Annotated in this window: 26 protein-coding genes and 3 riboswitches; of the genes, 15 read left to right on the top strand and 11 right to left on the bottom strand. The window is 73.6% G+C overall.

The annotated features are described in order from the left end of the window. Positions 1-2 precede the first annotated feature (2 nt). Positions 3-121: riboswitch (SAM riboswitch) on the top strand. Positions 122-405: 284 nt separating this feature from the next. The 3 genes from ISOVA_RS16565 (at position 406) to ISOVA_RS13015 (ending at position 2,769) form a co-directional block, all read left to right on the top strand. Beyond that, on the top strand, positions 406-849 hold the full coding sequence (locus ISOVA_RS16565) for a hypothetical protein (protein WP_143762136.1): 444 nt from the start codon (positions 406-408) through the stop codon (positions 847-849). 79 nt (positions 850-928) lie between these two features. Further along, entirely contained in the window at positions 929-1,444 is a 516-nt protein-coding gene (locus ISOVA_RS13020) for a MarR family winged helix-turn-helix transcriptional regulator (protein WP_013839681.1), read from the top strand. Beyond that, positions 1,441-2,769 carry an MFS transporter gene (locus ISOVA_RS13015; protein ID WP_013839680.1) on the top strand — a complete coding sequence of 443 codons (1,329 nt, stop codon included), beginning with the start codon at positions 1,441-1,443 and terminating at the stop codon, positions 2,767-2,769. Before ISOVA_RS13020 ends, ISOVA_RS13015 begins: the two co-directional genes overlap by 4 nt. On the opposite strand, the gene ISOVA_RS13010 is transcribed toward ISOVA_RS13015, so the two are convergent. The 3 genes from ISOVA_RS13010 to serC all read right to left on the bottom strand — a co-directional run bounded on the left by ISOVA_RS13010 (position 2,688) and on the right by serC (position 5,647). Then, positions 2,688-3,530: an MHYT domain-containing protein gene (locus tag ISOVA_RS13010; RefSeq protein ID WP_013839679.1), complete on the bottom strand. Its 843-nt coding sequence runs from the start codon at positions 3,528-3,530 to the stop codon at positions 2,688-2,690. The genes ISOVA_RS13015 and ISOVA_RS13010 overlap by 82 nt on opposite strands. Positions 3,531-3,636: 106 nt before the next feature. Continuing rightward, positions 3,637-4,428 (bottom strand): MHYT domain-containing protein, encoded by a 792-nt coding sequence (locus ISOVA_RS13005; protein WP_013839678.1) that lies wholly within the window; start codon positions 4,426-4,428, stop codon positions 3,637-3,639. Positions 4,429-4,510: 82 nt separating this feature from the next. Further along, the gene (gene serC, locus ISOVA_RS13000) at positions 4,511-5,647 is read right to left on the bottom strand and encodes a phosphoserine transaminase (protein ID WP_013839677.1); all 1,137 of its coding nucleotides are present in this window, start codon (positions 5,645-5,647) and stop codon (positions 4,511-4,513) included. A 133-nt stretch (positions 5,648-5,780) separates the two neighbouring features. Between serC and ISOVA_RS12995 the strand changes: the two genes are divergently transcribed. From ISOVA_RS12995 to ISOVA_RS12975, 5 genes are all read left to right on the top strand, one after another. Beyond that, positions 5,781-6,503 (top strand): iron-dependent transcriptional repressor DtxR, encoded by a 723-nt coding sequence (locus tag ISOVA_RS12995; protein ID WP_013839676.1) that lies wholly within the window; start codon positions 5,781-5,783, stop codon positions 6,501-6,503. Between the two features lie 134 nt (positions 6,504-6,637). Beyond that, a riboswitch (cyclic di-AMP (ydaO/yuaA leader) is annotated at positions 6,638-6,799 on the top strand. A 2-nt stretch (positions 6,800-6,801) separates the two neighbouring features. Then, positions 6,802-7,593, top strand: coding sequence for a C40 family peptidase (locus tag ISOVA_RS12990; protein WP_013839675.1), 792 nt, complete (start codon positions 6,802-6,804; stop codon positions 7,591-7,593). Between the two features lie 225 nt (positions 7,594-7,818). After that, positions 7,819-7,985: riboswitch (cyclic di-AMP (ydaO/yuaA leader) on the top strand. Beyond that, positions 7,986-8,807 (top strand): C40 family peptidase, encoded by an 822-nt coding sequence (locus ISOVA_RS12985; RefSeq protein ID WP_013839674.1) that lies wholly within the window; start codon positions 7,986-7,988, stop codon positions 8,805-8,807. Positions 8,808-9,030: 223 nt separating this feature from the next. After that, positions 9,031-9,987: a universal stress protein gene (locus ISOVA_RS12980; RefSeq protein ID WP_013839673.1), complete on the top strand. Its 957-nt coding sequence runs from the start codon at positions 9,031-9,033 to the stop codon at positions 9,985-9,987. 154 nt (positions 9,988-10,141) lie between these two features. Further along, positions 10,142-11,071: a DUF559 domain-containing protein gene (locus ISOVA_RS12975; protein WP_013839672.1), complete on the top strand. Its 930-nt coding sequence runs from the start codon at positions 10,142-10,144 to the stop codon at positions 11,069-11,071. 75 nt (positions 11,072-11,146) lie between these two features. Here ISOVA_RS12975 and ISOVA_RS12970 read toward each other — a convergent pair whose 3' ends face one another. The 4 genes from ISOVA_RS12970 to ISOVA_RS12955 form a co-directional block, all read right to left on the bottom strand. Continuing rightward, positions 11,147-11,974 (bottom strand): ABC transporter permease, encoded by an 828-nt coding sequence (locus ISOVA_RS12970; RefSeq protein WP_013839671.1) that lies wholly within the window; start codon positions 11,972-11,974, stop codon positions 11,147-11,149. Beyond that, positions 11,971-13,008, bottom strand: coding sequence for a daunorubicin resistance protein DrrA family ABC transporter ATP-binding protein (locus ISOVA_RS12965; RefSeq protein ID WP_013839670.1), 1,038 nt, complete (start codon positions 13,006-13,008; stop codon positions 11,971-11,973). The genes ISOVA_RS12970 and ISOVA_RS12965 overlap by 4 nt, the downstream gene beginning before the upstream one ends. Before the next feature lie 95 nt (positions 13,009-13,103). Continuing rightward, complete coding sequence (locus tag ISOVA_RS12960) at positions 13,104-13,490, bottom strand: GntR family transcriptional regulator (RefSeq protein ID WP_013839669.1); 387 nt, start codon at positions 13,488-13,490, stop codon at positions 13,104-13,106. Further along, positions 13,487-14,410, bottom strand: a complete 924-nt coding sequence (locus tag ISOVA_RS12955) for a hypothetical protein (RefSeq protein WP_013839668.1) — start codon at positions 14,408-14,410, stop codon at positions 13,487-13,489. Before ISOVA_RS12955 ends, ISOVA_RS12960 begins: the two co-directional genes overlap by 4 nt. A gap of 85 nt (positions 14,411-14,495) precedes the next feature. Here ISOVA_RS12955 and ISOVA_RS12950 point away from each other — a divergent pair, with 85 nt between their 5' ends. Next, positions 14,496-15,887 carry a serine hydrolase domain-containing protein gene (locus ISOVA_RS12950; RefSeq protein WP_013839667.1) on the top strand — a complete coding sequence of 464 codons (1,392 nt, stop codon included), beginning with the start codon at positions 14,496-14,498 and terminating at the stop codon, positions 15,885-15,887. Between the two features lie 81 nt (positions 15,888-15,968). Here ISOVA_RS12950 and ISOVA_RS12945 read toward each other — a convergent pair whose 3' ends face one another. Genes ISOVA_RS12945 through ISOVA_RS15675 form a run of 4 tightly spaced genes read right to left on the bottom strand, consistent with a single transcriptional unit; the run spans position 15,969 to position 19,167 of the window. After that, complete coding sequence (locus tag ISOVA_RS12945) at positions 15,969-17,282, bottom strand: aspartate aminotransferase type Ic (protein ID WP_013839666.1); 1,314 nt, start codon at positions 17,280-17,282, stop codon at positions 15,969-15,971. Between the two features lie 10 nt (positions 17,283-17,292). Beyond that, entirely contained in the window at positions 17,293-17,769 is a 477-nt protein-coding gene (locus ISOVA_RS15680) for an SRPBCC family protein (protein WP_013839665.1), read from the bottom strand. A 28-nt stretch (positions 17,770-17,797) separates the two neighbouring features. Continuing rightward, positions 17,798-18,541 carry a hypothetical protein gene (locus ISOVA_RS12935; RefSeq protein WP_013839664.1) on the bottom strand — a complete coding sequence of 248 codons (744 nt, stop codon included), beginning with the start codon at positions 18,539-18,541 and terminating at the stop codon, positions 17,798-17,800. Further along, the gene (locus ISOVA_RS15675) at positions 18,538-19,167 is read right to left on the bottom strand and encodes an OsmC family protein (protein WP_013839663.1); all 630 of its coding nucleotides are present in this window, start codon (positions 19,165-19,167) and stop codon (positions 18,538-18,540) included. Before ISOVA_RS15675 ends, ISOVA_RS12935 begins: the two co-directional genes overlap by 4 nt. Before the next feature lie 199 nt (positions 19,168-19,366). Here ISOVA_RS15675 and ISOVA_RS12925 point away from each other — a divergent pair, with 199 nt between their 5' ends. The 6 genes from ISOVA_RS12925 (at position 19,367) to ISOVA_RS12900 (ending at position 24,397) form a co-directional block, all read left to right on the top strand. Beyond that, positions 19,367-20,527 (top strand): glycosyltransferase family 4 protein, encoded by a 1,161-nt coding sequence (locus ISOVA_RS12925; protein ID WP_013839662.1) that lies wholly within the window; start codon positions 19,367-19,369, stop codon positions 20,525-20,527. Between the two features lie 59 nt (positions 20,528-20,586). Continuing rightward, a complete protein-coding gene (locus ISOVA_RS12920) occupies positions 20,587-21,183 on the top strand; it encodes a hypothetical protein (RefSeq protein WP_013839661.1) in 597 nt (198 codons plus the stop codon). Positions 21,184-21,238: 55 nt separating this feature from the next. Then, positions 21,239-22,063: a thymidylate synthase gene (locus ISOVA_RS12915; RefSeq protein WP_013839660.1), complete on the top strand. Its 825-nt coding sequence runs from the start codon at positions 21,239-21,241 to the stop codon at positions 22,061-22,063. Next, positions 22,060-22,593: a dihydrofolate reductase gene (locus ISOVA_RS12910; RefSeq protein WP_013839659.1), complete on the top strand. Its 534-nt coding sequence runs from the start codon at positions 22,060-22,062 to the stop codon at positions 22,591-22,593. The genes ISOVA_RS12915 and ISOVA_RS12910 overlap by 4 nt, the downstream gene beginning before the upstream one ends. 94 nt (positions 22,594-22,687) lie before the next feature. After that, complete coding sequence (locus ISOVA_RS12905; protein WP_013839658.1) at positions 22,688-22,978, top strand: hypothetical protein; 291 nt, start codon at positions 22,688-22,690, stop codon at positions 22,976-22,978. Between the two features lie 9 nt (positions 22,979-22,987). Beyond that, on the top strand, positions 22,988-24,397 hold the full coding sequence (locus ISOVA_RS12900; RefSeq protein ID WP_013839657.1) for a hypothetical protein: 1,410 nt from the start codon (positions 22,988-22,990) through the stop codon (positions 24,395-24,397). The last annotated feature ends 77 nt before the right edge of the window (positions 24,398-24,474 follow it).

The following is a 24,474-nucleotide window of genomic DNA, read 5'->3' as shown; positions in this document are numbered from 1 at the left end:
CAGGTCACGAGCGACCAGCGATACGCCCTCCGCGTGCTGGTCCGGCAACCGCGCAACCTCGCGCACGGTGCCCCAGGAGGAAGACCGGTCCACCACGAACCCGTGGCGGAAAGAGCGAAGGGAGCCCTGGTGAGCGACATGTTCCTGAACCCGTCCGGCGGCGTCGAGTGGCGTCCGGGACCCCGGCAGGCCGCGCGGATGACGCGCGTCGGCCGGCGGCCCATCTCGCACGGGAGGCTGTGCACCGCGTGCCTCCTCGGGACCTGGCCCATGAGTATGTTCCGCCTCTCGCAGACGCTGTGCGACACCTGCTACGCGCTCGAGGCGGAGGTCACCCGGCGGGCGGGGCTCGACACGCGGAGCAGGGCCGGCAGGTTCCCCGGTGGCTCCGCGCGGATGTGGGGGTTGAACGACGCGTACGACGAGGACTGGGAGCCGATCCGGCAGGCCAACGCGTACCGTGACGGCCTGCTCGCGAAGGTGTTCGTCGAGGCTCGCGCCCGGGGCCTGGTGGTGCTCGAGGAGAACGATGCCGGACGCCCGCCGAGCGAACTGGTGGCTCTGGCGGATCTGCGTGCCCACGGCCTGATCCCCGACGGCTACGCCGACCGGGTCCGCCGCCTCGCCGTCTGGATGGAGACCCTGGACCCGGAGGGGTTCGCCCAGCGCTCTGCCGTGCTGGCCGACGTGCCGTCGCTCGCCCGGTGGCTGAGCCTCAAGGACCGGCGCGTTCACCAGGCTCGTGCCCGCCGCGAGCTCGAGAGCAGCGTCGCCGAGTTCCGTCGTGCTTCGCACGCGCTGGTGAGTGCTGCGACAGGTGTCCTCAGGGCCGGCCGCCTCGCCCGGTAGGCCTGTCCTGGTGTGAGACCGCGCACGATCGGCCGCGGCCTCTGGTCGTTACCGAGGGTAATGACCTAGAGTAAGAAGCATGCCGAACCCCGCCCCGCCCGCCGCCCGCACGCCGGCCGGGGCCGGTGCACCCGCCGCCGCACCGTCGTCGGGCACCTCGATCCCGCGCAACCGCACGCGACCCGGCGCGCTCGGCGGCGAGCTGCGCGTGGCCCTGACCCGCGTGAGCCGACAGCTGCGCGCGCAGCGCGGCGAGGCGGACCTGCCGGAGGGGCAGTTCGGCGTGCTGACCGTGCTGCACAAGCACGGCGAGATGAGCCCCGGCGCGCTGGCGGAGCACGAGCGCACCAAGCCGCCGGCCATGACCCGCATGGTCAACACGCTGGCAGAGCTGGGCCTGGTCGAGAAGGTCGAGCACCCGACCGACGGCCGCCAGGTCGTGGTCCGCCTGACCGACGCCGGCGCGCGCGAGGTCGTCGAGACCCGCCGTCGGCGCGACGCCTGGCTCACCCAGCAGCTGTCCCACCTCACCCCCGACGAACGAGAGACCTTGGCCCGAGCCACCGACCTGCTGATCAGGATCGCCGCACGATGAGCGCGACGTTCTCCTCGCTCCGATACCGCAACTACCGCATCTGGTTCGCCGCAGCCCTCGTCGCCAACATCGGCACGTGGATGCAGCGCATCGCCCAGGACTGGATCGTCCTGACCGAGCTCACCGACAACTCCGGTGTCGCCGTCGGCGTGACGACCGCGCTGCAGTTCCTGCCGTTCCTCGTGCTGTCGCCGTGGGCCGGCCTGCTCGCCGACCGCCTGCCGCGGCGCCGCCTGCTCATGGCCACGCAGGGCGGCATGGGCGTGCTCGCCCTCGGGCTGGGCGCGCTCGTCCTGTCCGGGCACGCCGAGCTGTGGCACGTCTACGGCTTCGCGCTGCTGCTCGGTGTCGTGTCCGCGCTCGACAACCCGGTCCGCCAGACGTTCGTGGCCGAGATGGTCCCTGCCGAGAAGCTGTCGAACGCCGTCGGGCTCAACAGCGCGTCGTTCAACGCCGCGCGCCTCGTGGGCCCGGGCATCGCGGGCCTGCTCATCGCCGCCGTCGGCGCCGGCTGGGTGTTCCTCATCAACGGGTTCACGTTCGGCGCCACGATCATCGCGCTCGCGCTCATGCGCACGCGCGAGCTGCGCACCCTCCCGTCGGCGCCCCGCGCCAAGGGGCAGATCCGGGAGGGCGTGCGCTACGTGCGCGGCCGCACCGACATCGTCGTGATCATGGTCGTCATGGCCGTGGTGTCGACGTTCGGCCTCAACTTCCAGCTCACCTCCGCCATGATGGCGCGCGTCGAGTTCGGCAAGGGCGCGGGGGAGTACGGCATCCTCGGCTCCGTCCTGGCGATCGGCTCCCTCACCGGCGCCCTGCTCGCCGCCCGGCGTGACCGGCCGCGTGTGCGGCTCGTCATCGGCTCGGCGTTCGCGTTCGCCGTCGCGACGGCGGTCATGGCGCTCATGCCGACCTACGAGACGTACATGCTCGCGTGCATCCCGGTCGGCCTCGCGTCGCTCACGATGATGACCGCGGCCAACTCGACCATCCAGACGTCGACCGACCCGCTCGTGCGCGGCCGCGTCATGGCGCTCTACATGATGGTGTTCCTCGGCGCGACGCCGGTCGGGTCACCGTTCGTGGGCTGGGTCGGCGAGACGCTGGGCCCGCGCTGGGCGATCCTCGTGGGCTCGATCGCCACGTTCGTCGTCGCGGCCGGCGCGACCGTGTGGGCCGTGCGCAACTGGCACCTCAAGGTCCGCTACCGCCTGCTGCAGCGGCCCCACCTCGAGGTCGTCTACCTCGACGGCGTCACGCGGGACGAGCTGCGCGACGAGCTCGGGCGCGCCGACGCCGAGGACGTCGCCAAGGCCGCGTAGCGCCGTCGGGCGGCCAGCACGCCCTGCGCCCGGATCTCCTCCTCCGTCGGCCACAGGCAGACGACGAACGCGAGCACGATCGTCGTGCCGACGACGAGGACGAGGAACGGGGTCACCAGCACGCCCGGGTCGGTGCCGGTGAGGACCTCGCCGCCCGCACCGGACACCGACACGGCCGCCATGCCCGTGTAGTGCGTGCCCGAGACCGCGAGGCCCAGCGCGAGCGCGGCGCCCGTCGTCGTGCGCCAGTCCCGGTGCAGCACGTTCCAGCGCAGGGCGAGGACCGCGCCCGCGACCGCCAGGACGGCCGACGCCGCGACCGGCGCCGGGTGCAGGTGGATCTCGCCCTCCAGGCGCACGGCGGCCACGCCGACGTGGTGCGTGCCCACGACGCCCAGCCCCGCCAGGGCCCCGCCGAGGGCGAGCGCCGCCGGCCGGTCGCCGCGCGCGCTCACCACGCGCAGGCCGGCGCCGACGAGCAGGACGGCGACGCCGACGCTCGCGGCCGCCGTCGGGACGTCGTAGCGGACCTCGGCGCCCTCGACGTCGAACCCGAGCAGGGCGGCCGCGTGCAGCGACCACACGCCGACGCCGCCGACCGCGATCGCCGCGACGACGAGCCACGCCCCGCGGTGGAGCCGCGACGACGCCGCGCGTCCGCGCGCTGCTGCGGCGAGCCCGAGCCCGCACCCGAGGCAGGACACCACGAAGGCGAGGACGGGCACGATCACCCCGTAGGCGAACTGGTCGGTCTCGAGCACAGGTCACCTCCCGTCACGACGTGGTCCCTGTTCTAGCAGCGCGTCCCGCATGGCGGAAGGCGTTGTCCGAGGCATGGGACCGCGACCGCGACCGCGGGCGGCGGCGTCAGACGCGGGCGGCGCGCTCCTTCGCGCGGCGGATGCGCTCCTCGAGCTCCTCCTGCTCGCGCATCTCGTCCTCGGTCGGCCACATCGCGACGATGAACGTGAGCGTGAGCGTCAGGCCGACGACGACGAGGATGAGCGGCCCGATGAGGTTGAACAGCGTCGTGCCCTCCGTGGGCGTGCCGGGCTCGCCCGTGACGTGCACGGCCGCCATGCCCGTGTAGTGCATGCCCGCCACGGCGACGCCCATGACCATCGCGGCCCCCGTCGTCGCGAGCGCGCCGCGCACGTTGACCGAGAGCCACAGCGCGGCGGTCGCCGCGACGACCGCGATGAGGACCGAGACGCCGACGACCCAGCCCGTGTAGTGGACGTGCCCCGTCATGCGCATCGCGGCCATGCCCATGTAGTGCATCGCCGCGACGCCGAGGCCGGCGACCATGCCGCCGCCGAGCAGGAAGGGGAGCCGGTCGCCCTTGAAGCCGACGAGGAACAGCCCCGCGGCCACGACCAGGATCGCGACGAGCGCGCTCAGGACGGTCGTGGTCATGTCGTAGTTGATCGGCATGCCGTCGACGGTGAAGCCGAGCATCGCGATGAAGTGCATGACCCAGATGGCGGTGCCGCCGATGGCCACGGCTCCCACCACGAGCCAGACGGCCCGCTCGCGCGCGGTGCGTGCGGCGCGGGCACGGGACGTCGCGGACAGTCCGGTCGCGGCGCCGATGCACGACGCGAGGTAGGCGAGCGCCGGTGTGACGACGCCGTAGGTGAAGTGGTCGATCTCGGGCATGAGCCCCTCCGGGGTGATCGCGGGCAGGTGCGGTCGCCGCGAAAGGTAGCAAACCGCTTCCGCCGGGACCCACCCGGTCCGGTCAGGCGAGACGCTCCACGACGTGGTCGACGCAGGCGGTCAGCGCGCGCACGTCGTCGGGCTCGACGGCGGGGAACGTGCCGACGCGCAGCTGGTTGCGGCCGAGCTTGCGGTAGGGGAAGACGTCGAGCACGCCGTTGTCGCGCAGCGTCGCGATGACCTTCCGCGCGTCGATCGCGTCGTCGAGGTCGATCGTCGCGACGACGCTCGAGCGCTCCGCCGGCTCGCGCACGAACGGCGTCGCCCAGTCCCGGCTCTCGGCCCAGTCGTAGAGGATCCCGGACGACTCGGCGCTGCGCCGCACGGCCCACTCGAGGCCGCCCTGCTCGAGCATCCACTCGACCTGGTCGGCCAGCATGACGAGCGTCGCCACCGCGGGCGTGTTGAGCGTCTGGTCCTGGCGCGAGTTCGCCAACGCCGTCGTGAGCGAGAGGAACTCGGGGACCCAGCGGCCCTGCGCCGCGGCGTCGGACTCGAGCTCCTCGGCGCGGGCGACCGCGGCCGGGGAGCAGATCGCGAGCCACAGCCCGCCGTCGGACGCGAAGACCTTCTGCGGCGCGAAGTAGTAGACGTCGGTCTGCGCGAGGTCGACGGGGAGCGCGCCCGCGCCCGAGGTGGCGTCGACCAGGAGCAGGCCCTGCTCGGGCTCGACGACACGCTCGAGCGGGACCATCGCGCCGGTCGAGGTCTCGTTGTGCGGGGTCGCGTAGACGTCGACGTCGTCCGCGGGGTGCAGGCGCGCGACCGTGCCGGCGTCGGCGGAGATCACCTGCGAGTCCTCGAGGAACGGCGCCCGGCGCGTGGCCGCCGCGAACTTGGCGCCGAACTCGCCGAACGCCGCGTGCTGCGCCTTGCGGCGCACGAGGCACGCCGTGGCGACCTCCCAGAACGCGGTCGACCCGCCGTTGCCCAGCGTCACCTCGTAGCCGTCGGGGAGGTCGAAGAGCGCGGCGAGACCCGTGCGGACGCGGCGCACGAGGTCCTTGACCGGAGCCTGGCGGTGCGACGTGCCGAGGACGGGCGCCGCGGGGTCGCCGGCCGCGAGCAGCGCCTGCGCCTGGGCGGGCCGCACCTTCGACGGCCCGGAGCCGAACCGGCCGTCCGCGGGCAGCAGGGACGCGGGGATGACGAGGGTCATGGTCGGCTCTCTCGGGTCGGCGCTTCGAGGGCCCCCGGGGCGGACGGCACGTGACGGGAGTCGCGTCCCGGGGCACGTACCGGCCGGTGGGGGTGCGAATAGACTAGGGCCGGGCCGACCGACGGGAGTGGACGTGACCGACCTGATCGACACCACCGAGATGTACCTCAAGACGATCTACGAGCTCGACGAGGAGGGGATCACGCCCCTCCGCGCCCGCATCGCGGAGCGTCTCGGGCACTCGGGCCCGACGGTGTCGCAGACGGTCGCGCGCATGGAGCGCGACGGGCTCGTGATCGTCACGGGCGACCGTCACCTCGAGCTCACCGAGGCCGGCCAGGCCAAGGCCACGCGCGTCATGCGCAAGCACCGCCTCGCCGAGCGCCTGCTCACGGACGTCATCAAGCTCGACTGGGAGCACGTGCACACCGAGGCCTGCCGGTGGGAGCACGTCATGAGCGACCTCGTCGAGAAGCGCCTCGTCACGCTGCTCGACCACCCGCACCACGACCCGTACGGCAACCCGATCCCCGGCCTGTCCGAGCTCGGCGAGCAGTACGAGGACGTGCCGTTCCTCGAGGGCGTGCAGTCGCTGCCGGCGCTGTTCGCCGGCCGGGCGCCGGCCGCGCCGGGCGGCTCCGACGGCCAGGTCGCCGTGCGCCTGCAGCGGATCGCCGAGCCACTCCAGGTCGACGTCGAGCTCCTCGCGCGGCTGTCCGACGCCGGGCTCGTCCCGGGCGCGCAGATCAACGCGCGGTACGACGGCGCGGTGTACACGGTGTCGGTCGACGGCGCCGAGACCGTGCTCGACCTGCCCGAGGACCTGGCCAAGCACCTCTTCGTCGCCGCCCGCTGAGGCCCTGTGCGCCCGCGGCCACGCCGCTCCGTGACCGGAGCGTGACATCGGCCCGGACTTTCCGGTACGGTCGGGTCGCTCGCGGAAGCACATTCCGCGGGTGCACGGTCGGACGCCGAACCCTGTCACCGACCGCGCTTCCACGGACGACCGCACGACAGGGGCGGGGGACCCACATTCGGTCACCGGTGACGGTGTCCTCGGGGTGAAGCCGGACGGGCCTTCGGGTCCGGCGGCCGGGTGCTTTCTCCCACCCGAACCCGACAGCTGACCTCGTAGGCGTCAGGAGAGGTTGAACGTGACCGCAGGTACTCGTGGGCGCCATCGCGCCGCCCGCCGCCCGATCGCCGTCGCACCCAGCTCCACCGCCGGCCGCCGTGCCGCGGTCGTCGCCACCGCCGGTGGTCTGCTGATCTCGACCCTGGGCACCGGCACCGCCGCCCAGGCCGCACCCGTCGACAACGACGCCGCGAACAAGCTCAGCACCGTCGACCTCGCCGCGCTCACCGACCAGGCCCGCCAGGCGCTCGCGTCGGCGCCGGTCGTCACCGTCGCCGGTGACGCGAAGGTCTCGGTCGACACGGTCAGCCTCGAGAAGATCGAGGAGGCCATCACCCCGGCGCCCGAGCCGGAGCCCGAGCCCGAGCCGGCGCCCGTCGCCGAGACGCGGACGACGTCGAGCACCTCGTCGAGCGGCTCCTCGAGCGCCTCGACCGCCTCGAGCGCGACCGCCAGCGTCGCGATCCCCGACTCGGCGGTCGGCTCGACCATCATCTCGATCGCCTCGCGCTACGTGGGCGTCCCGTACGTCTCGGGCGGCTCGTCGCCGAGCGGCTTCGACTGCTCGGGCTTCACCTGGTACGTGTACCAGCAGGCCGGCATCAGCATCCCGCGCAGCTCCGCCGAGCAGCGCTACGCCGGCACCGTCGTCCCGCGCTCGCAGGCGCAGCCGGGCGACCTCATCTGGACCCCGGGCCACATCGGCATCTACGCCGGCGGCAACACGCAGATCGACGCCCCGCGCCCGGGCAAGACGATCCAGTTCCGCAACATCTGGCAGTCGAACCCGACGTTCATCCGGATCGCCTGACGCCGCCTCGCGGCCTCTCCAGGACGCCCCGTCGTGCACCGGCACGGCGGGGCGTCCTCGCGTCCGGCCACGGGCGGGTCAGGACGCTCGGGATGCCCTTTCCGATGGGGTCGATCACAAGCCGTGATCGAAACGTGACATCGCCCGGCAAGTCCGCTACGGTTTCAACCACTCGACGGGCACCCGCCCGTCGACCCTCGACCGGGACGCCGAGTCCTGCCACCGGCCGAGGGATCCCCAGAACCAGACATGGCAGGAGCGGGGGAACCACCTTCGGGCGCCAGCGATGGCGTCCTCGGGGTGAAGCCCGAGGGACCTCGGTCCCGACGGCCGGGTGCTTTCTCCCACCCGAACCCGACAGCTCACTTCGTAGGCGACAGGAGAGGGAACACGTGAACGCACGTCTTACGCGCGCACGGCACCGCGCCGCGCGCCGTCCGCTCACGCCGATCACCAAGCTCACCCAGGACGTCAGCTCCTCGACCGCCGGCCGACGCGCCGCCGTCGTCGCCACCGCCGGTGGTCTGCTGATCTCGACGCTCGGCACCGCCACGACCGCCCAGGCCGCCCCGGTCGACAACGACGCGGCCAACAAGCTCAGCACCGTCGACCTCGGTGCCCTCACCGACCAGGCCCGCCAGGCTCTGGAGGCCGCCCCCGTGGTCACCGTCGCCGGCGACGCGACGCTGTCGGTCGACACGATCAGCCTCGAGAAGGTCGACAAGGCCATCACCCCGGCCCCGGAGCCCGAGCCCGAGCCGGAGCCGGAGCGCAAGGCGACCACGACGTCGTCCTCCTCCTCGAGCGGCTCGGCGACGGCGTCCGTCACGGCGAGCGTGAGCTCGTCCGGCGTCGGGATCTCGGCCCAGACCGGCGCGGCGGCGGCCGCTCTCGCGCAGCGCTACATCGGCACCCCGTACGTGGTCGGCGGCGCCAGCCCGTCCGGCATGGACTGCTCGGGTCTCGTCACGTACGTGTACTCGCAGTTCGGCATCTCGCTCCCGCGGACGTCGAGCGGCATGCGCTACGCCAGCAACGTCACCGTCGTGTCGGCGTCGCAGGCCCGACCCGGCGACCTCATCTGGTCGCCCGGTCACATCTCGATCTACATCGGCGGCGGCCAGCAGGTCGAGGCCACCCGCCCCGGTGGCTGGATCGTCCGTCAGAGCAGCCTCTGGCAGTCGAACCCGGTGTTCCTGCGCATCACCGGCTGACGCACCGCGGCTCCTCCGCACGAGCGGGCGCGGCACCTCTCCCTCCCGGGTCGGGTACCGCGCCCGCTCGTGTGCTGTCCCGGGAACGCGTGCGTCGGCGTGCCGCGCGGCCGCGACGCACCCCGGGTGCGCTTTGCTGTGCCTTGCGTGTACCTTTCGTTACGCTTGAACTGCACAGGGTTCCCGAGGGAGCGGACCTGGACGCGCAGACGGGAGGCGTGAGATGACACGACCGGAGGTCGTCCTCGTGGGCGTCGACGGCTCGGCAGCGAGCCTGCACGCGCTGGACTGGGCGACGGCGTACGCGAGGCGCGTGGGGTGGTCGCTGCACATGGTCTGCAGCTACTCGCTCCCGTCGTTCACCGCCGCGTCGCTCGACGGCGGGTACGCCGCGCTCGACGACACGGCGATCCAGGAAGGTGCCAAGGCGGTCCTCGCCGAGGCGCAGGCCCGCGTGGCCGACAGCGGGGTCCGCGTGACGGCGACGGTGGCGACCGGCGACGCCGCGGGCGTCCTCGTCGAGATGTCGAAGGAGCACGGGCTCGCCGTCGTCGGCACGCGCGGCCGCGGCGGCTTCACGGAGCGGCTGCTCGGCACGGTGTCGTCGGCGCTGCCCGCGCACTCGCACTGCCCGACCGTCGTGGTGCCGCACCGCGCCGCCGAGGGCGCCGACGACCCGACGCGCCGCGACGGCGACACGGTGCACGAGGTGCGGCGCATCGTCGTCGGCGTCGACGGCTCGCCGTCCGCGGAGGTCGCGCTCAAGCACGCGGTGGCACAGGCCAAGGTCTGGGACGCCGAGCTCGTGGCCGTCGCCGGCGTGCCGCTCGGCACGGGCGCGGGCATCCTCGCGTGGCTGCCGTCGCAGATCGACCACGAGCAGGTGCTCGCCGACATCAAGGCCGGGCTCGACGTCGTCGTCGACCGGTTCGAGGCCGAGAATCCCGGCATGACGATCAAGCGCCACGTGCTCGACGGCTCGGGCGCCGAGCTGCTGACCGAGTTCTCGACCGCCGCCGACCTCATCGTCGTCGGCTCGCGGGGTCGTGGCGGATTCCGCGGCCTGCTGCTCGGGTCCACCAGCCAGGCGGTGCTGCACCACTCCGCGTGCCCCGTGCTCGTCGTGACGCGCCGGTGCGACGAGGAGATGCGCGAGGAGGACGCCGAACCCGCCGCCTGACCGGGTGCGGCCCCTCGCTGTGGGCGTGATTTCTGGCCCGAATCGCCGAGTTTGAGCGGGTTTCTCGGCCCAGAAATCACGCCCACAACCGACGTGGTCGCGTGGCTGTGGACAACGAAGGTTGGGGGCGCTGCCGACCTGCCACGGTCGGAGCATGGGCGAGCTGCACATTCCCCGGTCTCCGGAGCCGGTGATCTTCAGCGTGGCGTCGGCGTTGCGCTCAGGGTCCACCCCTGAGCAGCTGCGGGTCGGCGAGGATCTCGTCGCGCCCTTCCACGGCGTCCGCGCCCGGGCGGGGGCCGGCCTCGACCTCGTCGCCCGCTGCCGCGCGCTCGCGACGACGCTCGACGACGGCGTCGCGTTCAGCCACGTGACGGCCCTCCGGCTGCTCGGGGTGGAGGTGCCGTGGACCCTGGCGGACGACGACCGGCTGCACGTCGTCACCCGTCGGGCGGACGACCGACCGCAGCGGGCTGGTGTCGTCGCCCACCGGTCGCGCCAGGCGTTCCTCGAGACGATCGAGATCGACGGCTTGCCGGTGACGACGGCGGCGCAGACGTTGGTCCACGTCGCCGTCGACCTTCGCCGACCCGACGACATCGTCGTTCTCGGCGACGCGATGATGCGCCGCAAGCGGTCGCTCACGACGGTGTCCGAGCTGACGGCGGTGGCCGAGCGGACGAGGAAGGTCAAGGGCATCGCTCAGGTGCGCGAGCAGATCCCTCGAATGCGTGCGGGGACGGACTCGATCATGGAGACGCGCACGCGCCTGATCCTGGTCGACGCCCGTCTTCCGTGCCCTGTGGTCAACGAGGTCGTGTACGGCCCGCGGGGCGAGTACGTCAAGCGGGTCGACATGCTGTACCCGGCGCACAAGATCGCGATCGAGTACGACGGTGACCAGCACCGCACCGACCGTGCCCAGTGGCGTGACGACGTCCGGCGCCGGCGGTGGCTCGAGGAGCTCGGCTGGACCGTGATCGTCGTGGTGGCGGACGACGTCGTCCGGGATCCTTCGCGGCTCGTCGAGCGCGTCCGCGTCGCACTGGAGCTCGCCGAGCGCCGGTCAGCGCTGTGGGCGTGATTTCTGGTCCACAAGACCCGACCAAAGCGGGTAAACCGGGCCAGAAATCACGCCCACAGCGGGGAGCGCGGTGCGTCAGTGGCGGGTGCGGTACAGGCGCATGGTGATGGGCCCGAACACGGCGGTGAGCACCACCGCGGCGACGAGCACCCAGACGATCTCGCCGCCGTCGGGCTGCCCCGCCATGAGCCCGCGCACGGCGGTGACGAGGTGGCTCACCGGGTTGATGTCGACGAACGCCTGCAGCCCGGACGGCATGGTGCGCGGGTCCACGAAGATGTTCGACGCGAACGTCAGCGGCATGAGCACCATCATCGAGACGCCCATCACGGCGTTCGGCGTGCGCAGCAGGAGGCCCAGGATCGTGAAGATCCAGCTCAGCGAGAACGCGAACACCAGCAGGAGCAGCACGCCGAGCACCACGCCCACGAAGCCGCCCTCCGGCCGGAACCCGATGATCAGCCCGAGCCCGATGCACATGATCGACGCGACGGAGTAGCGCACCGTGTCGCCGAGCAGCGCCCCGACGATGGGTGCGGGCCGCCAGATCGGCAACGACCTGAACCGGTCGAACACGCCCTTGGTGATGTCCGTGTTGAGCGTGTAGCCCGTGTAGACGGTCACGATGACGATCGTCTGCACGAGGATGCCCGGCAGCAGGAACTGGATGTACGCGGTCGTCGAGCCGGCCAGCGCCCCGCCGAACAGGTACGTGAACATGAGCGTGAAGATCACGGGCGAGACGAGCACGTCGAACAGCTGCTCGGGCACGTGCTTGATCTTGAGCAGCGCGCGCCAGCCGAACGTCAGCGTGGTCGCGAGCGCCGACGGGCGCGCCGGGCGCTCCTGCAGCGCGACCGCCTCGCGCAGCGTGGTCGTGGTGATCTCGGCCTGGGCGGTCATCGGGACACCTCCTCGGCGGCGACGGGCTCGCGCTCGCTCGCCCCGTCCTCCGGGGCGCCGTCCTCGTCCGGCAGCGGCTTGCCCGTGATGGTCAGGAACACCTCGTCGAGGCTCGGCTGCCCGAGCGTGAACTCCGGCACCGCGATCCCGGCGTCCTGCAGCGCGGGCAGGAGCTGCGCCACCGCGTAGGCGCCGTCGTCGGGGACGCGCGCGCTGAGCGCGTACGGGTCCGTGGGCAGCGTGGGCTCGGTGCCGAGCAGGCGCTCGACGACGGCGGCCGCCTCGGCGCGCCGCCTCGCGTCGGCCAGGCGCAGGCTCACCGAGCCCTGCCCGACCGAGCGCTTGAGCTCGGTCGACGTGCCCTCGGCGATGACCTTGCCGTGGTCGATGACGGCGATGCGGTCGGCGAGCTGGTCCGCCTCCTCGAGGTACTGGGTCGTGAGCAGCACCGTCGCCCCGTCCTCGACGAGGACGCGCACGATGTCCCAGACCTGGTTGCGGCTGCGCGGGTCGAGCCCCGTCGTCGGCTCGTCGAGGAACAGCACGCGCGGGGCGAGCACGAGCGACGCGGCGAGGTCGATGCGCCGTCGCATGCCGCCCGAGTACGTCTTGACCTGCCGGCCGCCGGCGTCGGACAGGCTGAACGCCTCGAGCAGGCCCTCGACCCGCCGTCGGGCCGCCGCCCCGCGGAAGCCGTACAGCCGGGCGAGCATGAGCAGGTTCTCGGTGCCGGTGAGGTCCTCGTCGACGGACGCGTACTGGCCGGTGAGCCCGACGGCGGCACGCACCGCGTCGGCGTCGTGCACGACGTCGTGGCCGAGCACGCGGGCGGTGCCGCCGTCGGGCCGCAGCAGCGTCGCGAGCATGCGGACGACGGTCGTCTTGCCTGCGCCGTTGGGGCCGAGCAGGCCGAAGACGCTGCCCGTCGGGATGGCCAGGTCGATCCCGTCGACCGCCTTGGTCACCTTCTTGCCGGACGTGAAGTGCTTGAGCAGCCCGGCCGCCTCGACGGCCAGGCCCGGATTCTCGGACATCAGGGTTCTCCTCGTACGCCTCGGCTCACGCTAGAACGTACGACGCGCCACCGACAGCGAATTCATCGGCCGGCAGAAGAAGCGTGGGTGAACTCTCAGGGCTCGCGCAGCACGCCGCGCACGACGTCGAGGATCGCCTCGTCGGACAGGCCCGCCTCACGCGCGCGGGCCACGAGCCGGCGCGCGTCCTCGACGGTGCCCGCCCGCCCGGGTGCGCGCCCGTCGACGTCGCCGCGGCCGGCCGCCGCGGCCACCACCGTGCCGGTCCGTCGCCGCGACGTCACGACCCCGGACGCCTCGAGCTCGCGGTACGCGCGCTGCACCGTGCCGACGGCGATCCCGAGGTCGCGTGCGAGGGCGCGCGACGCCGGGAGGCGGTCGCCCGGCGACAGCGTGCCCACGGCGACGAGCCCGGCGACCTGGCTGCGGATCTGCTCGTAGACGGGCGTCGGGGAGGTGAGGTCGACCGTGATGTCGCTCATGGCCGGCGCTCCGGCGGGCGGTGCCCGACGGCGGTCACCACCGCGACGACCGACGCGAGCCCGACGGCGATCCCCACCACGGCGAGCCCTCCGGCGACCGCGACGAGCTGCGGCGTGCGGAAGGTCTCGCCGAACCCGGACACCGGTCCGCCCGCGTTCGCGATCGCGGCCCCGCTGAGCAGGAGCACGAGCGCGGTCGTCGCGCCGACGCAGAGCTGGACGCCCGCCACGACGCGCGCCGCCGACGTGCGCCGCACCGCGTCGTCGTGCTCGCGCGGCACGTCCTCGAGCGGCGCGCGGCGGGCCACGACGCGCAGCGTGGCGAGCGCCGCGAGCAGGCTCAGCACCAGGCCCACGAGCAGCGGCACGGCGTAGGGCCAGCCGGGGTACGGCCCGCTCGCGCCGCGCAGGACGCCGCCGTCGGCCGTGACGTAGACCGGGTGGGGGACCGAGCGGCCGTCGGGCGCGGCTGTCATGCCGGTCACGACCAGGGCGAGCGCGAGGAGACCCGCGGTGACGAGGAGCCAGCGCAGACGGCGGCCGCCGAGGTCGCGCACGGTGCGCCGGGTCAGCGGCGCCGAGCGCACGGAGCCGCGCGGCCGGGGCCACGTGAGCTCGCCGGCCGCGCGCACGGCGCAGTACGCGAGCGCGACGACGAACGGCCCGACGGCCCACAGCAGCCCGGGCGCGCCGTCGACCGGGAGCCATGCCGCGCCGCCGGCGACCGGCCGACTGAGGACCGCGACCCCGGTCGCGAGCGCCGCGACGGTGCTGGCGACGGCGATGAGCGTCTCGTGGCGGCGGGCGGCGCGGGCGGTCTGGGAGTCGGGCACGTCGCGCCGGCCGGCGGCCCACAGGAGGGCGGCCGCGAGCAGGGCGGGGACCAGGACGAGGGTCGTCCCGACGGTGACGAGGCTCAACGTTCCTCCAATGAATCAATGGCTTGCTGCATTGAATCAGTCCATCGCGCCTCGTGGCAAGCGGGGCGCCGCTAGGGTGTCGCCCATGCCCCGCACCGTCGCCGAGACCGTCAACGCCGACTACCTCGCGCAGTGGGTCGCCACGCAGGCCGGGTTCGCCGGCGTCCCGGGCGTCCAGGTCGCCGTCGCGGTCGGCGGCGAGGTCGTGCTCGACGCCGCGTGGGGCGTCGCCGACGTGGGCACCGGCGAGCCGCTGCGCACCGACCACCTCTTCCGCGTCGCCTCGCACTCCAAGACGTTCACCGCCGTCGCGGTCGCACGCCTGGCCGAGCGGGGACTGCTGCGCCTCGACGACACCTTCGACGCGTACGTCCCCGAGCTCGAGGGCTCCGCCGCGGGTCGCGTGACGCTGCGCGAGGCGCTCGGGCACACCGGCGGGGTCCTGCGCGACGGGACCGACGCCGACTTCTGGCAGCTCGGCGCGCCGTTCCCCGACCGTGCGGGCCTGCTCACCGCCGTGCTCGACGGCGAGGTCTTCGGCCGCGGCGAGCACTTCAAGTACTCCAACCTCACCTACGGGCTGCTCGGCCTCGTCGTCCGTGCGGTGACCGGCATGCCGTACGCCGAGCACGTGCGCGCGGACCTGCTCGAACCGCTCGGCCTCGCCGACACGCACCCCGAGCTCGACGACGAGCTCGCCGACCGCTGCGTCACCGGGCACAGCGGCCGCAGCCCGCACGACGACCGCCGCCTCCCGGTCGCGCCCGTCGCCACCGGGGCGCTCGCCGCGGCGACGGGCTTCTGCTCGACCGCGCGCGACCTCGTCCGGTGGGCCGGCGCGCTGACCGACGGCTCGGGTCTGCTGCGCCCCGAGACGCGGCGTCTGCTGCACCGCGACGAGTCGGTGATCGACCGCCCGCACGCCCGCACCCGGCGCTACGGGCTCGGGTTCGAGACGCGCCGGATCGAGGGGCGGCGCGTCGTCGGGCACTCGGGCGGGTTCCCCGGGCAGATCACGCGCACGTGGGTCGACCCCGACGACGGCCTCGCCGTCTCGGTCCTGACGAACGCCGTCGACGGCCCCGCCGACCCGCTCGCGACGGGCGTCTTCGCGCTGGCGGCGAAGGCGCTGGCGTCCCGCGAGTCCGCCGACGGGGACGGCGACGGCGACGAGCTCGACCTCGACAGTTGGACCGGGCGCTTCGCGAACCTCTGGGGCTACCGTGACGTCGTGCGCCTCGGCGGGCGCCTGTGGCTGCTCGACCCGCGCGAGCCGGACCCCCTCACGGGCGCCGAGCCGCTCGACGTCGACGGGGACGTGCTGCGCCCCGAGCCGCACGCGGGCTTCGGCCCGGTCGGCGAGCCGGTCCACGTGCTGCGGGACGACGACGGCACGCCCGCCGCGATCGTCGTCGGCGGCATGACCGCGTGGCGCGCCGAGGACTACGAGCGCCAGCGCGAGTCGTTCTTCGCCTAGACGCTGTGGGCGTGATTTCTGGCCGCGATAACCCGATCAAAGTGGGCATAACGGGCCAGAAATCACGCCCACAGCGCACCATCAGGAGGACGCCGCGGCCTCGGCGGCGGCGAGCAGGATGCACGTCGCGACGCCGTCCATCGCCACGCGCACCTCGTCGAGCGGCGGCATCGAGGGCGCGAGGCGGATGTTGCGGTCGAGCGGGTCCTTGCCGTACGGGAACGTGGCCCCCGCTGGCGTGAGCGCGATGCCCGCGGCCTTGGCCAGCTCGACGACGCGCGACGCCGTCCCCGGCACGACGTCGACGGAGACGAAGTAGCCGCCCTCGGGCTCGTTCCACGTCGCCACGGACGCGTCGCCGAGCCGCTCGGTGAGGATCTCGACGACCGCGCGGAACTTGGGCGCGAGGATCTCGCGGTGCTTGCGCATGTGCTCGCGCACGCCGTCGGCGTCGCGGAAGAACAGCGCGTGCCGCAGCTGGTTGACCTTGTCCGGGCCGATCGACCGGATCGCCAGGTGCTTGCGGAACCATGCCACGTTGGCCGGCGACGACGCGACGAACGCCACGCCCGAGCCCGCGAACGACACCTTCGACGTCGACGCGTACATCAGCACGCGGTCGGGGTTGCCGGCTTCGGCGGCGAGGTCGATCGCGTTCGCGCTCTTCGTCTCGTGCTCGGTGAGGTGGTGGACCGCGTAGGCGTTGTCCCAGAAGATGCGGAAGTCCGGGGCCGCGGTGGGCATCGACACGAGGCGCCGCGCGACCGCCTCGGACACCACCGAGCCGTCGGGGTTGGCGTAGGTCGGCACGACCCACATGCCCTTGATGGTCGGGTCGTCGGCGACGAGCGCGGCGACCGCCTCGGCGTCGGGCCCGTCCGGCGTCATCGGCACGGTGACCATGCGGATGCCGAGCTCCTCGCAGATCGCGAAGTGCCGGTCGTACCCGGGCACGGGGCAGACGAACGTGACCTGCTCCTCGCGCGACCACGGCCGCTCGCCACCGGGCACGCCGAACAGCAGCGCCTGGACCACGGTGTCGTACATGAGCGTGAGCGAGGCGTTGCCCTGCGCGAGCAGCTGCTCGACCGGGACGCCGAGCAGCTCGGCGAAGATGCGGCGCAGCTGGGGCAGGCCGTCGAGGCCGCCGTAGTTGCGCACGTCGGTGCCGGAGTCGTCGGTGTGCACGCCCTCGCCGGGCAGGCCCAGCAGCGGCTCGGCGAGGTCGAGCTGCTCGGCCGACGGCTTGCCGCGCGTGAGGTCGAGCTTCAGGCCGCGGGCCTGGAGCGCGGCGTACTCCTCGCGCAGCTCGGGCAGGCGCGCGGCGAGCGCGGTGTCCGGCTCCCCGTTCGGCGCGACGACGGGCGTGGGCTCAGGCGACGGCACGGTGCTCACAGCGCGGACTCTACCGGGCGCCGCGGGCGAGGCGCCGGTTCAGCCTGGCCAGCGAGACGCCCATGAGCGCGCGCAGGAACAGCCCGACGGCGGGGTCGGTCACCGCGCGCGGGACCGGCCCGGCGAGGTACGCCTCCTCCCACCACACGACCCGGCAGCGGCCGGCGTCGACGGGCACGACGTCGAAGCCGGCGTCCCCGAGCAGCACCGGCCCGAGCTTGCGCAGCCGGGTGCGGCCCACGCGCCCGGCCGCCGTCGACGGGCGGGTGAGCTCCTCGACGACCATCCGGTCGGCCAGCCCGCGCGCGCCCCGGCGGACGCGCGGCCCGCTGACCATCGTGAACTCGTCGCCGACCTCGGGGCCCGACCGCATGCCGCCGTCGAACCGCGTCAGCGGGATCCACCGCGGGTGCGTGCGCGGGTCGGCGACCCACGCGTAGGCCACCGACGCCTCGACCGGCACGAGCCGTGCCGACTCGACGCGCATCAGGCCACCGGCCGGGTGAGGACGACGGTCACTGCTCGACGACGCGCGGGAAGTGGTCGGGCGGCGGGCCGAAGGCCTTGCGCGACTGCGCGACGACGCCGTGCCCCAGCGCGCGCCCGCCGGCCACGCCCACCACCGCCCCCACGCCGAACGGCGCCAGGCGCCCGAGCGCGAGCGAGCCCTGCTTGGCGATCTGCCGGCGCAGGAACCGGTGGGCGAGCGTCTTGTTGACCCGCTTGAGCGTGGTCTGCGGCATCGACGTGAGCAGCACCTTGCCCCACGCGACGCCCGAGCCGCCGATCGCCGTCTCGACGTCCTTGGCGCCCTTGTCGCCGAGCACGGTCGCGAGCAGCAGCGCCCGGCGCCGCGGGACGTCGTCGACCGCGATGCCGTGCACGTCCGCGACGGCGAGCGCGAACGCCGCCGACGTCGCGAAGAACGTCGCGATGTCGCCCGTCGTCAGCGCGGCGGCCGCCGTCGTGCCCACGGCCGGGACGGCCGCGGCGGCGCCGACCGCGCCGCCCGCCGCCGCGACGACCGTGAGGTACTCCTTCTCGAGGATGCGGACGATCTCCGCGGGGGTCGCCTCGGGGTTGCGCCGGCGCAGCCTGTCCACGTGCCGGTGGATCGCCGCGGACGGGATCGTCACGGCCTTGTCGAGCAGCGCGTCGAGCACGGGCGTGGGCCGGTAGCGCGCCCAGCCCTCGGCCTCGTCCGAGACGGTCCGCACGACGACGTCCCGCTCGGCGGTGCCCGGCTCGCGTTCGTTCATGAGGTGCTCCCGGGGTCGGGGTCACGGTCGCCGGCGGGCTGCTCCACCGGGTGCGGGGCGTCGTCGTCCGCGCGGGGCGGCCCGAAGACCGCGGGCGGGACGTCGGCGCCCGCCTTGAGCGTACGGCCGACCGTGCACACTCGGTCGATCGAACGCTGCGCGAGCAGCAGCGTCTTCTCGCGCGTCGCGTCGTCGAGCGACGACAGGTCGATCTCGAACCGCTCGGTCAGGACGGGGTAGCGGTCCTCCGCCATGTCCTTCGGGTCCTCGACGCGGATCGTGACCTTGTAGTCGTCGCCCAGCACGCGCGAGAACTTGGTGTCGCTGCTCATGCCCGCGCACGCGGCGAGCGCGATCTTGAGCAGCTCGCCGGGCGTGAAGACGGCGCCGGCGCTCGCGGGCCCGATCTCGACCGTCGCGCCGCGGGCCGTGAAGCCGCGGTAGGTGCGCGTGCCCGTGCGCTCGACCCACAGGGGGTCGGTGGGCGACGGCGTCACCGGCAGGTCCCCGGCGGACGTGGGGGCCGGGCCGGGCTCGGCGGTCGGCACGGGGCCGGGCTGCGTGGCCGGCGTGGCGCCGGGCTCGGTGCCCGGCGTGGTGGACGTCGAGGTCGTCTGGTCCGTCATGGGCTGATCCTCCCAGAGGTCGCTGTTCTTCACCCGAACGTTCCGGCACGCGTCCGCAGTCCCGCGAGTTAGCACTCTCACCCTCCGATTGCCAATCGCGGCGGGTCGGTGCTAAGAGAGAAGGTGAAGGCTCGCCACCGGTGGCTCGCCGCCGGCAGCGCCTGCCGCGGCGGGCCCGCACCGCTCGTTGGGAGGTTTCATGTCGTTCACCCGTTCGTCCTCTGCTGCCGCCCTCAGCGCGCTGCCCGACGTCGGGGCCGACCTCGGCGCCCCGAGGACCGACGCGCCGCTGCGCATCGGCATGGTCGCGCCGCCGTGGTTCTCGCTGCCGCCCTCGGGCTACGGCGGCACCGAGGCCGTCGTCGCGGGGCTCGTCGACAAGCTCGTCGAGCGCGGCCACGAGGTCGTGCTCGTCGGCGCCGGCGTCAACGGCACCCTCGCGCAGGAGTTCCACGCCGTCTACGACGTCCCGCCGACCGAGCGGCTCGGCGAGCCCCTGCCCGAGGCGATGACGGCCGCGTACGCGCAGCAGGTCCTCGCCGACGCGGGTGTCGACGTCGTGCACGACAACACGCTCGCCGGGCCGCTGCTCGCGGGCGGCCGCGCCGCCCCGACCGTCGTGACCATGCACGGGCCGGTCACGGGGGAGTGCGGGCGGTACCACGAGCTGCTCGGCCGCAGCGTGTCCGTCGTCGCGATCTCCGACGCGCAGCGCCGGCTCAACCCGCGCATCGCCTGGTGCGGCACCGTCCACAACGGCATCGACGTCACCTCGTTCCCGTTCGAGCCCGACAAGGACGACTACGTCCTGTGGATCGGGCGGTTCAGCCCCGACAAGGCGCCCGACCTCGCCATCGAGGCCGCGCGCCGCACCGGCCGGCCCATCCTGCTCGCGGGCAAGCTCAACGAGCGCTCCGAGCGCGAGTACTTCGACGCCGTCGTCAGGCCGCTGCTCGGCGACGACGCACAGTACGTCGGCGAGGCCGACGCCGTGATCAAGCGCGAGCTGTTCGCGTCGGCCGCGTGCCTCGCCTTCCCGATCCAGTGGGAGGAGCCGTTCGGCATGGTCATGGCCGAGGCCATGGCCTGCGGCACGCCGGTGGTCGCCATGCGGCGCGGCAGTGTCCCGGAGGTCGTGGCCGACGGCGAGACGGGCTTCGTCGTCGAGACCATGGACGACTTCGTCGCGGCCGTCGAGCGCGCCGGCGAGATCGACCCCTACGCCTGCCGCGCCCACGCGCTCGAGAAGTTCGACCTGTCGGTCATGGCCGCCGGGTACGAGCGGGTGTACCGCTCGCTCCTGCAGGTCGGCGAGCCCGACGACGGCGGCACCACGGCGCTGCAGGCGCTCGCGGCCTGAGTCGGGCCCGGCGGCGCCTCCACCTGCGACACGGGCCGATCGCTGCCACGATCGGCAGCATGAGCGCCGAGCAGCACGGTGACCCGCGACCCGACCCCGGTGCGCCCGACGGCACGGGCCGCGCCACGCCCGACCGGGCGCAGGACCGCAGGGGCCTGCGCTCGGTCGACTGGCGCGAGGTCGGCCGCCGCGCCCTCGTGTGGCTCGTCGTCGCCGTGGTCGCGGTGCTCGTCGCGCTCGGCCTCGCGGCGTTCGTGCCCCGGTGGTGGGCGCAGCAGGTCGGGCGGCTCGTGGACGGCACGTTCTCGCTCGGGGTCTGGTGGGGCGTCGCGATCGGGCTCGTCTTCACCGCGCTGCCCATGGCCGTGGCATGGCCGGCACTCCGGCCGGGGCACACGTGGCGCACGCGCGGTGCGCTCGTCGTCGCCGCCCTCGTCCTCGCGCTGCCCAACCTGCTCACGCTGTCGGTCGTGCTCGGGACCAACGCCGCCGCGCACGCCGGCCAGCGCATCATGGACGTCGACGCGCCCGCGTTCCGCGGCGCCACCGCGTGGGGCGCGGCGATCGGCGCCCTGCTCACCGTCGCCGTGCTCGTGCTGTGGGCGTCGTACCGGCGGCGCGGCCGCGAGCTGCGGAAGGTGCGCGGCGAGGACTGAGCCGCGCGCGGTGGGCCGACTGGACCGCGACGCGGCGAGACGTGAGACTGACCGCATGACCGCGCCTCCGCCGTCGGGCACCCCGATCCCCACGCCCTACGAGGACCTGCTCCGCGAGGTCCTCGAGACCGGGACCCGCAAGTCCGACCGCACCGGGACGGGCACGCGCAGCGTGTTCGGGCGGCAGCTCCGCTACGACCTGCAGCAGGGCTTCCCGCTCGTCACGACCAAGCGCGTGCACCTGAAGTCCGTGGTCTACGAGCTGCTGTGGTTCCTGCGCGGCGACTCGAACGTGCGCTGGCTGCAGGAGCACGGCGTCACCATCTGGGACGAGTGGGCCGCGCCCGACGGCGAGCTCGGCCCGGTCTACGGCGTGCAGTGGCGCTCGTGGCCGACCCCGGACGGCCGGCACGTCGACCAGATCCAGGGCGTCATCGACCAGATCCGCGTCAACCCCGACTCGCGCCGGCTCATCGTGTCCGCCTGGAACGTGGCCGAGCTCGCGGACATGGCGCTGCCGCCGTGCCACCTGCTGTTCCAGTTCTACGTCGCCGACGGGAAGCTGAGCTGCCAGCTGTACCAGCGGTCGGCCGACCTGTTCCTCGGCGTGCCGTTCAACATCGCCTCCTACGCGCTGCTCACCCACATGGTCGCGGCGCAGACCGGTCTCGACGTCGGGGAGTTCGTCTGGACGGGCGGCGACTGCCACGTCTACGAGAACCACGTCGAGCAGGTCGAGACCCAGCTGGGACGCGACCCGTACCCGTACCCGACGCTGCGCCTCGCGCCGCGCGGCTCGATCTTCGACTACACCTACGAGGACGTCGTGGTCGAGAACTACCAGCACCACCCGGCCATCAAGGCCCCGGTCGCGGTGTGATCGGGCTCATCTGGGCGCAGGCGCACGACGACGCAGGCCGGCCCGTGATCGGCGCGGGCGGCCAGATCCCCTGGCGGATCCCGGAGGACTTCGCCCACTTCCGTCGCACGACGACGGGCCACCCCGTCGTCATGGGACGCCTCACCTGGGAGTCGCTGCCCCCGCGCTTCCGGCCGCTGCCCGGCCGGACCAACGTCGTCGTGACCCGCCAGGCCGACTGGACCGCCGAGGGCGCCGTCGTCGCGCCGTCGCTCGAGGAAGGCCTCGCCGCGGCCGGGTACGCGCCGGGCGGCGCGCAGGAGGTGTGGGTCATCGGCGGGGCACAGGTGTACGCGCAGGCGCTGCCGCTCGCCGACACGTGCGTCGTCACCGAGGTCGACCTCGAGGTCGAGGGCGACGCGTTCGCCCCCGTGCTCGGCCTCGACTGGACGCCGGCCGACGACGGCGCGTGGGCGACGTCGTCGGGCCCCGGCGCGCTGCGCTACCGCATCCGTACCTACACCCGCGCGCCCGGCGTCCTGCGCCGCTGACCTCGCCGCATGGGGACTTCTCCCCATGGTCGATCCTGGCCCGACTGGGTACGGTTTCCGCGGACCGAACGCCGGACGACCAGGGGGTGGGGGCATGGCGGACCTGGTGCTGAACATGGACGACCTGAAGGCGCTCGCGGAGGACCTCGCGGCCATCCGCGACGAGCTGCAGGACGCCGACGCCAACGCGGCCGACGCCGCTGAGGCCACGGGGGACGACGAGCTGCGCGACCGCGTCAACGACTTCGCCGACAAGTGGCGCATCAAGCGCGAGGAGATGCTCGCCGACGTCACGACGCTGGCCGACATCATCAACCAGATCGTCGAGAACTTCGGCCAGGTCGACCGCGACCTCGCCCGGGCGCTCGAGAGCAAGGCCGCGTAAGGGGGAGCGGTGGGGGACACGCAGTGGGAGAAGCTCGACGGGCGGCCGTACACGGTCGCCGCCAAGGGGCGCCGGTACCAGGAGATCGCGGAGGCGATCGCCCGGTCCACGAAGACCCTGCGCGCGATCGAGGACGAGATGGCCAACACCTCGCTCGCGCTCGACAAGACCCGCAGCCTCGCCGGCGAGGTGCGCGAGAGCATCGACAAGGCACGGGTGCGCTACGAGCAGACCGGTGAGGCGCTCGAGACCTACGGCGACAGCCTCCGGGCCGCCAAGTACGAGCAGGCCGACCCCGCGGCCGAGCAGCTGCGGACCCTGCGCGCGGACCTCGCCGACGCGGTCGCCGCGCAGCAGGCCGCGCAGACCGCCGTCGACGACCTGCCCGACGACGCCACGCCCGCCGACCGCACCGCGGCCGAGCGCACCGCGAGCAGCGCCGGGACGACGGTCTCGACCCTCGCCGGCCAGGTCGCGCAGTACGAGCGGCAGTGGCAGGAGGGCAAGGACGCCAAGGACGCGGCGGCACGCACCGCCGTCGGCAAGATCGACGAGGTCGTCAGCGGGCGCAAGACCAACGGCCTCGAGGACGGCTTCTGGGACAAGGTCGGCGAGGTCGTCTCGGGCATCGTCGACGTGCTCAAGGTCGTCTGCGACATCGCGGGCATCCTCGCGATCTTCCTGTCGTGGGTGCCGATCCTCGGGCAGGTCCTGCTCGTGCTCGCCGCCGTCGGCGCGATCCTCAAGGTCGTCGAGGCCACGATCGCCGCGATCAAGGGCGACGGCTCCTGGTGGGCCGTCCTCGGCGCGACGGCGCTCGCGGCCCTGACGCTCTTCGGCGGCCGCGCGATCAGCGCGCTCGCCAAGTACTCCAAGGCGCGCACGGTGGTCCAGTCGACCGCGCGGATGTCGCCGCGGGCCGCGAAGGCCGCCTTCGGCTCGTCGACGATCAAGAGCTCGCGGCAGGTCTTCGCGATGTCGCGCGGGCAGCGCGTGACCGACGTGCTGAAGTCACCGTTCGTGCGCAGCGCGACCGACAAGAAGGTGTTCGGCCTCATCAAGGGCGGCCACTACGGCACCGCGGCCAAGACGGTCTTCCCGAACCCGTTCACGGGCGGCTTCGAGCGCTGGGCGCTCGGCAACGCCGACGTCGGCGACGTCCTGCGGGTGCAGGCGACGACGGGCGCCGTCGTCGACGGCGTGTCGACCGCGACCGCGTCGCTCGCCGCGGTCGGCGCCGTCGGGCTGCGCAGCTACGACATCACCAACAAGTCGATGGCGCTGGGGACGAGCCTGGCGGGGAACGACGGCTGGGCGGCCGCGAACGCGACGAACAGCCTCGCGTCCCGGTCGCTCGACGGCCCGTACGGCAAGCTCGCCGGCGCTGGCATCAAGTACGGCTCGATGCTCGCCGGCTGACGCCCGGTTCGAGCGTGCGCGCCGGGCGTGGCAGGATCGCGAGGGCGAACGGCATCGCGAGGGCGAACGGCACGGGG

This window comes from Isoptericola variabilis 225 (assembly GCF_000215105.1).
Classification (GTDB): Bacteria; Actinomycetota; Actinomycetes; order Actinomycetales; family Cellulomonadaceae; genus Isoptericola; species Isoptericola variabilis_A.
This window is presented reverse-complemented; position numbering and strand designations above follow the sequence as displayed.

Excerpts from the sequence above, each read along its gene's own strand:
- ISOVA_RS13020 (WP_013839681.1), top strand. The coding sequence starts at position 929 with ATGCCGAACCCCGCCCCGCCCGCCGCCCGCACGCCGGCCGGGGCCGGT.
- ISOVA_RS13015 (WP_013839680.1), top strand. The coding sequence starts at position 1,441 with ATGAGCGCGACGTTCTCCTCGCTCCGATACCGCAACTACCGCATCTGG.
- ISOVA_RS13005 (WP_013839678.1), bottom strand. The coding sequence starts at position 4,428 with ATGCCCGAGATCGACCACTTCACCTACGGCGTCGTCACACCGGCGCTC.
- serC (WP_013839677.1), bottom strand. The coding sequence starts at position 5,647 with ATGACCCTCGTCATCCCCGCGTCCCTGCTGCCCGCGGACGGCCGGTTC.
- ISOVA_RS12980 (WP_013839673.1), top strand. The coding sequence starts at position 9,031 with ATGACACGACCGGAGGTCGTCCTCGTGGGCGTCGACGGCTCGGCAGCG.
- ISOVA_RS12975 (WP_013839672.1), top strand. The coding sequence starts at position 10,142 with ATGGGCGAGCTGCACATTCCCCGGTCTCCGGAGCCGGTGATCTTCAGC.
- ISOVA_RS12970 (WP_013839671.1), bottom strand. The coding sequence starts at position 11,974 with ATGACCGCCCAGGCCGAGATCACCACGACCACGCTGCGCGAGGCGGTC.
- ISOVA_RS12965 (WP_013839670.1), bottom strand. The coding sequence starts at position 13,008 with ATGTCCGAGAATCCGGGCCTGGCCGTCGAGGCGGCCGGGCTGCTCAAG.
- ISOVA_RS12960 (WP_013839669.1), bottom strand. The coding sequence starts at position 13,490 with ATGAGCGACATCACGGTCGACCTCACCTCCCCGACGCCCGTCTACGAG.
- ISOVA_RS12950 (WP_013839667.1), top strand. The coding sequence starts at position 14,496 with ATGCCCCGCACCGTCGCCGAGACCGTCAACGCCGACTACCTCGCGCAG.
- ISOVA_RS15680 (WP_013839665.1), bottom strand. The coding sequence starts at position 17,769 with ATGCGCGTCGAGTCGGCACGGCTCGTGCCGGTCGAGGCGTCGGTGGCC.
- ISOVA_RS12935 (WP_013839664.1), bottom strand. The coding sequence starts at position 18,541 with ATGAACGAACGCGAGCCGGGCACCGCCGAGCGGGACGTCGTCGTGCGG.
- ISOVA_RS15675 (WP_013839663.1), bottom strand. The coding sequence starts at position 19,167 with ATGACGGACCAGACGACCTCGACGTCCACCACGCCGGGCACCGAGCCC.
- ISOVA_RS12925 (WP_013839662.1), top strand. The coding sequence starts at position 19,367 with ATGTCGTTCACCCGTTCGTCCTCTGCTGCCGCCCTCAGCGCGCTGCCC.
- ISOVA_RS12920 (WP_013839661.1), top strand. The coding sequence starts at position 20,587 with ATGAGCGCCGAGCAGCACGGTGACCCGCGACCCGACCCCGGTGCGCCC.
- ISOVA_RS12915 (WP_013839660.1), top strand. The coding sequence starts at position 21,239 with ATGACCGCGCCTCCGCCGTCGGGCACCCCGATCCCCACGCCCTACGAG.
- ISOVA_RS12905 (WP_013839658.1), top strand. The coding sequence starts at position 22,688 with ATGGCGGACCTGGTGCTGAACATGGACGACCTGAAGGCGCTCGCGGAG.